The 9,487-nt window shown below is 68.8% G+C and carries 8 protein-coding genes; 2 read left to right on the top strand and 6 right to left on the bottom strand.

Annotation, left to right across the window (positions count from 1 at the left end; genetic code table 11):
- The 4 genes from rnc to FJV41_RS29340 all read right to left on the bottom strand — a co-directional run.
- A partial coding sequence (gene rnc / locus FJV41_RS29355; protein ID WP_141645882.1) for a ribonuclease III occupies positions 1-737 on the bottom strand: 737 nt, incomplete at its 3' end.
- 9 nt (positions 738-746) lie between these two features.
- Complete coding sequence (locus FJV41_RS29350) at positions 747-1,610, bottom strand: hypothetical protein (protein ID WP_174455499.1); 864 nt, start codon at positions 1,608-1,610, stop codon at positions 747-749.
- The gene (locus FJV41_RS29345) at positions 1,610-2,755 is read right to left on the bottom strand and encodes an acyl-CoA dehydrogenase family protein (RefSeq protein ID WP_141645880.1); all 1,146 of its coding nucleotides are present in this window, start codon (positions 2,753-2,755) and stop codon (positions 1,610-1,612) included. The genes FJV41_RS29350 and FJV41_RS29345 overlap by 1 nt, the downstream gene beginning before the upstream one ends.
- 69 nt (positions 2,756-2,824) lie before the next feature.
- A complete protein-coding gene (locus tag FJV41_RS29340; RefSeq protein ID WP_141645879.1) occupies positions 2,825-4,354 on the bottom strand; it encodes an acyl-CoA carboxylase subunit beta in 1,530 nt (509 codons plus the stop codon).
- 206 nt (positions 4,355-4,560) lie between these two features.
- Here FJV41_RS29340 and FJV41_RS29335 point away from each other — a divergent pair, with 206 nt between their 5' ends.
- Positions 4,561-4,920, top strand: coding sequence for a YtxH domain-containing protein (locus FJV41_RS29335; RefSeq protein ID WP_141645878.1), 360 nt, complete (start codon positions 4,561-4,563; stop codon positions 4,918-4,920).
- A 107-nt stretch (positions 4,921-5,027) separates the two neighbouring features.
- Here FJV41_RS29335 and FJV41_RS29330 read toward each other — a convergent pair whose 3' ends face one another.
- Positions 5,028-5,804, bottom strand: a complete 777-nt coding sequence (locus tag FJV41_RS29330; RefSeq protein ID WP_141645877.1) for an enoyl-CoA hydratase-related protein — start codon at positions 5,802-5,804, stop codon at positions 5,028-5,030.
- 102 nt (positions 5,805-5,906) lie between these two features.
- On the opposite strand from FJV41_RS29330, the gene FJV41_RS29325 reads away from it, so the two are divergent.
- Positions 5,907-7,868 carry a TIM44-like domain-containing protein gene (locus tag FJV41_RS29325; protein WP_141645876.1) on the top strand — a complete coding sequence of 654 codons (1,962 nt, stop codon included), beginning with the start codon at positions 5,907-5,909 and terminating at the stop codon, positions 7,866-7,868.
- A gap of 102 nt (positions 7,869-7,970) precedes the next feature.
- Here FJV41_RS29325 and FJV41_RS29320 read toward each other — a convergent pair whose 3' ends face one another.
- Complete coding sequence (locus tag FJV41_RS29320; RefSeq protein ID WP_141645875.1) at positions 7,971-9,482, bottom strand: methyl-accepting chemotaxis protein; 1,512 nt, start codon at positions 9,480-9,482, stop codon at positions 7,971-7,973.
- Between the last annotated feature and the right edge of the window lie 5 nt (positions 9,483-9,487).

The following is a 9,487-nucleotide window of genomic DNA, read 5'->3' as shown; positions in this document are numbered from 1 at the left end:
GGCGGAGGGGCGGCGCTGGCGGCGGCGGCGTCCTGCTTGATGCGCTCCAGGGTGGCCTGAGCCGCGCACTGCTCCGCTTCCTTCTTGCTGCGGCCGGAGGCCCGGGCGAAGGGCGCGTCGCCCAGCGTCACCTCCACCTCGAACACCTTCGAGTGCTCCGGGCCCGCCTCCGAAATCACGCGGTAGCGAGGCGACAGCTTGAGCTTCTCGTGGGCCATCTCCTGGAGGAGCGTCTTGTAGTCCAGCCTCCCCTGGCCGCTGGAGACCTCGTCCAGCAGCTCCGCGAAGCACCGGTCCACCAGGGCCACGGCGGGCTCCAGGCCCGCGCAGAGGTAGACGGCGCCGAAGACGGCCTCGAGCGCGTCCGCCAGCACTGAGTTCTTCTCGCGGCCGCCCGACAGGAGCTCGCCCCGGCCCAGGAGCAGCAGGTCTCCCAGGGGGATGGTGCGGGCCACCCGGGCCAGGCCGTCCTCGTTGACGATGCGCGCGCGCATCTTCGTGAGGTCGCCTTCGGGCATGCCCGGGAAGCGCTCCATCAGCCGGTGGCTGACGGCCAGGTTCACCACCGAATCGCCCAGGAACTCCAACCGCTGGTTGTCCTTGAGGTCCTTGTCCCGCGTCTCATTGACGTAGGTCTTGTGGGTCAGGGCCTCGAGCGCGATCTCCCTGCGCGAGAACCCCAGGCCCAGGCGCTTCTCCAGGGCCTCCACCCGCTCCGACACAGTCAGCTTCTCCACGGACGTCTTTCACTCCTGAGGCGCGTCCGGTCCGACCAGCCTCACGGCTTCGGGACGAACTTTCAGCAGCGCCGCCACCATCCGGACAATGCCCGGGAATTCATCCAGCTCGAACCGGCCCGCCCACACCTTGCCCTGAGCCCCCGCCAGCAGGCCCCGGAAGGTGCGTCCCGCCACCCTCGCGGCGGCGAAGCGATACGGCCGGCCCTCCACCTGCAACTGCGCCAGCAGCTCCAGGCTGCTCCGGGGCGGAACCAACGACTCCGCGCCAAACTTCTCCACGATGTCTGAAAAACGCACCAGCCCCGCGCCCGCGGGCGAAGGCTGCGGACGGCTCGCCGGCTCACCCAGCAGCGCCGCCAGATACCCCGTCAGCGCGGCGCGCTCGCGGAACTCCGACAGCTCCAGCGTGTGCCCCGCCCCACCGGAGACCTCACCCGCGTCCCGCTGGGCGCGGGCGATGCGGAAGTTGCCCAGGCGGTCCGCGGCGAGCAGGACGGAGAGGTCGCCCTCCACCACCTCGGTGGTCAGCTCCAGGGTGTCCTGGTCCACCCGCGGCACCAGCCCCAGGACCTGGAGCTCCGCCGAGCGACGCTGGACATGGAAGATGTGCTCGTTGAAGGCGTCCGACAGCAGCGCTTCGATATCCGCCACGTCGCTGAGGGCGCCGACGAGGATGGGCGCGAGCCCCACCACCGCCGCCGGGGAGATGGGGATGAGCCGGTCCCCCATCACCTGGAAGGTCACCTCGGCGATGAACGCCTTGGTCACGGGATTGACGAGAGGAGACGACTCCAGGTCCAGCACCGCTTCGATGCCGGCCACATCCTCACGTACTTGAAGCCCGAGTCCCTCCAGCCGTGCCGTATCCATCAAGCCCCTTTGAAGGTCTCTCTCGCGATGATGGTGCGTTGGATCTCGCTCGTTCCCTCTCCAATTTCACACAATTTGGCGTCGCGGAGGTAGCGCTCGACGGGGAATTCGCGGGTGTAGCCATAGCCTCCGTGGATCTGCACCGCCTTGGAGGCCGCGCGCATGGCGACCTCGGAGGCGAACAGCTTCGCCATGGAGGCTTCCTTGGAGTACGGCTGGCCCGCATCGGCCATTCGCGCCGCGCGGTGGACGAGCAGCCGCGCCGCGTCCGTCTCCGTCTTCATGTCCGCCATCATCCAGCGCAGGGCCTGGAACTCGGAGATGGGCTGGCCGAAGGCGGTGCGATCCTTGGAGTAGCGCACCGACTCCTCCAGCGCGCCCCGGGCCAGGCCCACCGCCAGCGCGCCGATGGTGATGCGGCCCTTGTCGAGGATCTTCATCGTGTCGATGAAGCCGTGGTCGACCTCGCCGACGCGGTTCTCGTCGGGGACCTCCACGTTCTCCAGCACCAGCTCCGCCGTGTCCGACGAGCGCATGCCCAGCTTGCCGTGGATGGCGCGCTGGCTGAACCCGGGCATCCCCTTCTCCAGGAGGAACGCGGTGACGCCCTTCTGGCGCTTTTCCGGAGACGTCACCGCGAGCACGACGAAGACGTCGCCCACGGTGCCCTGGGTGATGAACATCTTGGTGCCGTTGAGCACCCAGTTCTTGCCCTGGCGCACCGCGGTCGTCTTCATGCCGGAGGCGTCCGAGCCGGACCCGGGCTCCGTCAGGCCCCACGCACCCAGGGCCTCCGCGGAGGCGAGCTTGGGCAGGTACTTCGCGTGCTGCGTCTCGTTGCCGAAGACGCGCAGGTGGCTGGTGCCCAGGCCGTTGTGGCTGGCCACCGTGAGGGCGAGCGAGCCGTCGTAGCGGGCGATCTCCTCCACGGCCACGGCCACGGCGAGCGAGTCCATGTCCGCCCCGCCGTACTTCTCCGAGACGAGGATGCCCATGACGCCGAGCTGGCCCAGCTCCCGGACGACTTCCATCGGGAACTTCTCCTCCTTGTCCCACTGGCCGGCGAAGGGCTTCACCTGGCGCTCGCAGAAGTCGCGGAGGGAGGACTGGAGGGCGCGATGACTTTCGGGGAGTTCAAAGTCCATGGTCGGGAGGATCTATAGCAAAGGGTCCCGGAAGGCAGCGGGCCTTCCGGGTAGGGCAAGATTCTCTACTCAAACGGGATAGACGCCGTGCTTCTTTTCGGCACGAGGCGTCTGGCGCGAGGCGTACAGCCCGTAGCGCTGGGTCAGCTCGTGACGCAGGCGCTCACCGGGGACGATGTCATCGATGACCAGCTCGCTGGCCAGCTTGTAGATGTCCACGTCCGCCTTGTACTCGTCGCGCAGCTTCTGGACGTAGGCGGGGCGCTCGGCCTCGGGCAGCTCTTGAATCTTGTTGTAGTAGACGGCGTTGACGGCCGCCTCCGGGCCCATGACGGCGATCATCGCCCCGGGCAGCGCCAGGGTGGCCTCCGGCGCGAAGCCCGGGCCGCTCATGGCGTAGAGACCGGCGCCGTACGCCTTGCGCACGACGAGGCAGATGCGGGGCACGCTGGCCTCGGACACCGCGGAGATCATCTTCGCGCCGGAGCGGATGATGCCCGCGCGCTCCACCTTGGTGCCAATCATGAAGCCCGGCACGTCCGCCATGTAGAGCAGCGGAATGTTGAAGGCGTCACACAGCCAGATGAACCGGGCCGCCTTGTCCGCGCTGTCCACGAAGAGCACGCCGCCCTTGTACTTGGGCTGGTTGGCGATGATGCCCACCGGACGACCGTCGATGCGGGCAAGGCCGGTGATGAGTTCCTGGGCGAAGAGCTTCTTCACCTCGAACCAGCTCCCCTCGTCGATGAGCTCGGTGATGAGGGCGTGCATGTCGAAGGGCTTGTTCTGGTCGACGGGGACGATCTCCTCGACCTTCTTCCCGCTGGCCTTGGGCGCCTTGGACTCCGCGCGCGGCGGCAGCTGGCTGCAGTTCTCCGGGAAGTAGCTCAGGTAGTTCTTCGCCGCGGCGATGGCCTCCTGCTCCGTCTTCACCAGCACGTCGCCACAGCCGGAGATGGAGCAGTGCATCTTCGCGCCGCCCATCTCTTCGAGCGTCACCTTCTCGCCAATCACCATCTCCGCCATGCGCGGGCTGCCCAGGTACATGGAGGCGTTGCCGTCCACCATGATGACCAGGTCGCAGAACGCGGGGATGTACGCGCCACCGGCGGCGGAAGGTCCGAAGAGCAGACACACCTGGGGCACGTCCCCGGACATGTGCACCTCGTTGTAGAAGATGCGGCCGGCGCCCCGGCGACCGGGGAACATCTCCACCTGGTCGGTGATGCGGGCTCCCGCGGAGTCCACCAGGTAGAGCAGCGGGCAGCGCAGCGAGCGGGCGGTCTCCTGGATGCGGAGGATCTTCTCCACCGTGCGGGCGCCCCAGCTGCCGGCCTTCACCGTGGAGTCGTTGGCCATGATGGCCACCGTGCGTCCGGCCACCTTGCCCAGGCCGATGACGACGCCATCCGAGGGCAGCTCCCCGTCCAGGTTGTTGGCGAGCTTCGCGTCCTCGACGAAGGAGCCTTCGTCGACCAGCAGGCGGATGCGCTCCCGCGCGAACAGCTTGCCGGCCTCCTGGTTCTTCGCGTGGTACTTCGGCGCGCCACCCTTCTCCACCTGGGCGATCTTCTCGAGCAGTTTCGTGTCTTGGGACATGGCCCGGGCGACATAGCAGAAAGGTCCACGGCTGGCTGCTCTCTCACCGAGGGCTCGACGCACCCTGTCGTCCAGCCGATGACGCGCCGAGCGAACCCCAGGGTCCGGGGGGTGGCGGCACGGGCTCCCCTGCCTACCTTCAAAGCTCGAAGGAGACGCTCCGCGGCGCGGCGCGTCCCCGACCAACACTGGCCCAGGAGGGATGCATGTTCGCGAAGAAGAAGGCGAAGTGGACGGCGAAGGGTTTGGCCAAGAGCGAGCTGTACCGCAAGTGGATGGCGCACAAGCTCCTCGACGAGCTTCCCCGCGTCGCCCGGAATCGCTGGGACGACTTCGAGCCGGATGATGCGCTGCGGCACGTGGGCCTGACGACCTACAAGCCGGGACGCGCCGGACTGGGCAGCCTGGGCCTGTTCCTCATCGGCGCGGTGGCGGGCGGCGTGGCGGCCCTGCTGCTCACCCCGAAGACGGGCGACGACCTGCGCAGCCAGGTGAAGGACAAGGCCATGGGCTACATGAACAAGCAGAACATCGGCCTGGCGCCGGAGAAGAGCGCCAGCGCCTAGCTGGAGAGTTCCTCGTCGCGCGGGCCACTCGTTCGCGAGGGTCCGACCCGACCAGGGTCACGAGGGCGGGGTCCGCGAGTCGCGGGCCGCCGCCCTTCGTGTGTTTCTCATCGCCCCTTGAAGACGGGGGGACGCTTCTCCGCGAAGGCGCGCAGGCCCTCGAGCCGGTCCTCCGTCTTGAGGACCTCTTCGTACTTGCGCAGCTCCAGCGCGAGCGCGTCGTCCAGCTCCAGGCCCGTGCCCTCGTCGATGGCGTGCTTCGCCGTGGCCACCGCGATGGGGGCGTTGTCCACCACCGACTCCGCGAGGCCGTGCGCCACTTCCAGGAGGTGCCCTTCGGGCGCGAGCCGGTTCACCAGTCCCACGGCGAAGGCCTCCGCCGCGTTGAGGCGCCGGGCGGTGAGGATGAGGTCCTTGGCGCGCCCCGGGCCCACCAGTCGCGCCAGCCGCTGCGTGCCGCCGCCTCCGGGGATGATGCCCAGCTTCACCTCGGTGAGCCCCAGCTCGGCCGCCGGGGCCGCCACGCGCAAATCACACGCGAGCGCCAGCTCGGTGCCTCCACCGAAGGCCGCGCCGTTGATGGCGGCGATGAAGACGCAGTCGCTCTTTTCAATCGCGCGGAACGTCTTGCGCAGCCCGTCGAGGAACGCGCGCACCTCGTCCTCGGCCATGCCCGCGCGCTCCTTGAGGTCCGCGCCCGCGCAGAAGGCCTTGTCGCCCGCGCCGGTGATGACGACCGCGCGGACCTGGTGCCCCGAGGAAACCCGAGCGACGAGCGCGCCCAGCTCCTGGAGCATGGCGCGGCTGATGGCGTTGCGGCGGCCCTCGCCGTCGATGGTCCAGATCTCGATGGCACCGCGTGCGTCGACCTTGAATTCCGGCATATCCGCTCCCCTTCCAGGGCCCGCCCGGCGGGCCGCTCTGGGACGCGGCAGAGTGCGGCGGGAAGGCGGGTCTGGCAAGGCGGAAACGGTTAGCATCCCCTCATGCCTTCGCCGCGCACCGTGCTCCGACAGCTCGCCCCGTGGGCCCCCTGGTGGCCCTCGGCCCTTGCCCTGGTGGCCCTGGCCCTCGTTCCCCTGGACGCCCTGGCCCGGGGCGGTGGTGGCGAGCACTACACGCGTCCTTCCTCCGACCGCGACGGCGGTGGCGATGGGATCCCCATCTGGATCCTCTTCGAGGCGTTCCGCCTGGTGTTCCGCTACCCGAAGGTGATGATTCCGCTGCTGGTCATCTGCGGCGTCGGGTACTGGCTCTACAAGCGCAACCTCCACCCGACGGCCACCACGCGCAAGGCGTTGGACCAGTACGAGGCGGACCAGCGCACCCAGGTGACTTCGCGCGACGTGTCCGGCTGGGTCAACGCGCTCAAGCTGAAGGACCCCGCGTTCGAACTGGAGCCCGTGCTCGGCAAGGTGCGCCGGCTGTTCATGGACCTGCAGCAAGCCTGGTTCCGCCGCGACATGACGCCGGTGCGGCCCTTCCTTTCGGACGCGACGTGGCAGCGCTTCGGCGTGCAGCTCAAGCTGCTGGATGCGCAGGGCGTGCGCGATGCCATCACCGACATCGAGGTGCTCGACGTCCAGCTCATCGGCCTGGAGCAGAGCGAGTGGTTCGACAGCATCCAGGTCCGCGTCCAGGCGCGGATGCGGGACACGGATGTGTCCGCGAACGACACGGATGCGCAGGCGGTCGAGGCCGCGCGCAGGGCTCGGATGGAGACCTTCACGGAGGTGTGGACCTTCGTGCGCAAGCCGGGCGTGCAGACGCGCATCGGCGCGGACCTGTTCCAGGGCAAGTGCCCCAACTGCGGCGCTCCGTACAAGGGCGGCGCGGCCAACCGCTGCGAGTTCTGCAACGCGGTGGTGAACTCCGGCAACTACGACTGGACGCTCACGGAGATAACGCAGGGCGTGGAGCACTCGCGCTACCACCGGACGGTGGACGGGCTGCTGCAGGCGCGGCAGGACGACCCTGCACTCAACCTGGAGGTCCTGGAGGATCGCGCGTCGCTGCTGTTCTGGAAGTGGATCGACGCACAGAGCCGGGGCGACACGAACGGCCTGTCCAAGGTGGCCACGCCGGATGCACTCGGGACGCTGAACTCCGAACTGGACGGTTTGCGTCGCCAGGGCCGGCGGAGGGTGTTCCTGGAGTGCGCGGTGGGCTCGGTGGATGTGCGGCTGCTGGAGGTGGACCCGCGAGGGTATGACCGCGCGCACGTGGAGATCCGCTGGAGCGCGCGCATGGGCGTGGGCCCCGTCAACGAGCGTCCTCCGCAGATCCCCACCCTGCCCCAGCGCTTCGTCTTCACGCTGGTGCGCAAGCATGGCGCGCGGACGAACACCGCGAACGGCGTGTCCACGGACCGCTGCCCTCAGTGCAACGCGCCGCTCACCGACAGCGCCGCCACCGCATGCGAGTTCTGCGGCACGCAGCTCGCCAACGGCGAGCGGGACTGGGTGCTCTCGTCCGCGCTGCCCTTCGAGGCGTGGAATGTCCGCGAGGGTGCGAGCAGCTATCGGGCGCCGCCTGCCCGCGCGCCGGTGGCCCGGCCGTCAAACGGTGCGCCCGCGGTGGCCTCGTCGGGGAGCGGCACGGACGCGGTGCTGGATGTCCAGGAACGGCATCGGCTGCTCTACATGATGGCCGCCATCGCCGCCTCCGACGGCACCGTGACTCCCGCCGAGCGTCGGCTGCTGAAGCTGTGCGCCGAGCGCTGGGACGTCGAGTGGTCTCAGGTGGAGATGGCCCTCAACGCGGGGCCGCAGCTCTTCGAGCGACTGGTCGCCCGGGGCAGCCCCGAGGCGGAGGTCTTCCTGCGCAACATCGTCGAGATTGCCCTGGTGGATGGCCGCATCGACCGCAAGGAGCGCCGAATGCTGGAGTCCGCGGCAGGCCACCTGGGCCTCCAGGAGAAGCTGGCGTCGATGATCAGCGACCGTTGAAACGACAGGGGGCGGGCCACCGGGTCCGCCCCTCCGGGAATCCGGCGAGGCGCACTCCGAGTATGATTACTCGGAGTGAAGTCCGACCCTGGGCCCGAGGGCTCAGGAGGGGCGGTGTGACTCGGGCTGATAGGTCTGGATGACCCGTTGCACCCGGTCGGTGACGGACTGGAGGGCAACGGTGGCGGAGGCGGCGGAATCCAAGCGGCCCAGGGTTTCCGTCATCATCGCGGACAGGTCATTCACGGCGCCGAAGAGCTGCGAGACGCCCGCCGCCTGCTGGCCCACCGCCGCGGAGATGCGGCGCACGCTGTCGGTGCTGTTCTCCATCATCGAGGTGAGGCCGCGAAGGCTCTCGCCGGACTCGCGCACCACTTCCAGGTCCATCGACATCCGCTCGGAGCCCCGCTTGCTCGCGGTCATCACCGCCTGGATGGACTTCATCGTTTCGTCGAGGATGACGCGCACCTCGCCCGTGGCCTGCTGGGACTGGCGCGCCAGCCGACGCATCTCGGTGGCGACCACCGCGAACCCCCGGCCCGTCTCCCCCGAGCGCGCGGCCTCAATCGCGGCGTTGACGGCCACCATGTTGGACTGGTCCGCCAGGTCCTTCACCGTGGCGGCGATGTCGTTGAGCTTGCGGGCCCGCGCGCCCAGTTTCTCGAGCTGTCCCGACAGCTCCGACGCCTGCGACCGGATGCCCTCCAGTCCCAGCATGCTCTTGCCAATCATCGCCTGGGCCGTGGTGCCCGCATCGCCCGCCTGGGTGGTGGACTCCATGATGACCTCCGCCTGCCGCGAGGTCTCCTCCGACGTGCGCTGAATCTCCGTCGCCGTCACCTGGGTCTCGGACAGCGCCTGCGCCTGCCGCGACAGCATCCGGCGCTGGTCCTCGGTGGTGATGGTCAGGGAGAGCATCGCCTCGGTCAGCTCCCGAGCGGAGTCCATCAGCGGCTCCACCACCCTCGCCTGGATTTCCCCCTGCGCCAGCTCCAGCCGTGCCTGCCGCGACGCCAGCTCCCGCAAGTCCCTTCGTCCGCTCAGGCACGTCAGGATGAGGAACACGTTCTCGAACACCACCCAGCCCGCGTGCTCCAGCGGACGCCACACGCTCACCAGGTCCGAGCCGAACACCGATTGCGGCCAGAACAGCCCGCGCGCAAGGTGGTCCACCACCACCACGCCCGAGTAGATGAGCAGCACGCGCACGTCCCGGTAGACGGCCAGGAAGGCCAGCGAGCCGAAGATGTGGAAGTGCGTCTCGATGCGGCCATCGGTGATGTGGATCAACAGCCCTGACGTCAACGCTTGCGCCACCGCGATGGAGAAGCGCGTGGACACGCCCCCAGGACGCAGCAGGCTCAGTGACACCGGGAGGCTTGCCACCACGAGTCCGAGCACTCCAGCCGCCCAGACATGCGGGTGCACTTCACTCGAGGTCCCCGCCCACGTCCGTGGCGACAAGACGAGCGCGGTGAGGAGCGCCCCCAACCATTGAAGTCCCATCAGCACGGCGAACATCCGGTCCGTGCGGCGGTGGAGGGCAGATTGATGCGTGTCGAAGATGTCCGACGAGCGGTTCGCGAGGGCCGTCGCGTCGACCGTGTGGGTCATGAAGC

It is taken from the genome of Myxococcus llanfairpwllgwyngyllgogerychwyrndrobwllllantysiliogogogochensis (assembly GCF_006636215.1).
GTDB classification, from domain to species: domain Bacteria; phylum Myxococcota; class Myxococcia; order Myxococcales; family Myxococcaceae; genus Myxococcus; species Myxococcus llanfairpwllgwyngyllgogerychwyrndrobwllllantysiliogogogochensis.
Note: the sequence above shows the minus strand (reverse complement) of the source record. Positions and strands in the feature narration are given on the sequence as shown.

Bases quoted from the DNA above. Each gene is read 5' to 3' on its own strand.
- FJV41_RS29340 (WP_141645879.1), bottom strand. From the start codon at position 4,354: ATGTCCCAAGACACGAAACTGCTCGAGAAGATCGCCCAGGTGGAGAAG.
- FJV41_RS29330 (WP_141645877.1), bottom strand. From the start codon at position 5,804: ATGCCGGAATTCAAGGTCGACGCACGCGGTGCCATCGAGATCTGGACC.
- FJV41_RS29335 (WP_141645878.1), top strand. From the start codon at position 4,561: ATGTTCGCGAAGAAGAAGGCGAAGTGGACGGCGAAGGGTTTGGCCAAG.
- FJV41_RS29325 (WP_141645876.1), top strand. From the start codon at position 5,907: ATGCCTTCGCCGCGCACCGTGCTCCGACAGCTCGCCCCGTGGGCCCCC.
- FJV41_RS29320 (WP_141645875.1), bottom strand. From the start codon at position 9,482: ATGACCCACACGGTCGACGCGACGGCCCTCGCGAACCGCTCGTCGGAC.
- FJV41_RS29350 (WP_174455499.1), bottom strand. From the start codon at position 1,610: ATGGATACGGCACGGCTGGAGGGACTCGGGCTTCAAGTACGTGAGGAT.
- FJV41_RS29345 (WP_141645880.1), bottom strand. From the start codon at position 2,755: ATGGACTTTGAACTCCCCGAAAGTCATCGCGCCCTCCAGTCCTCCCTC.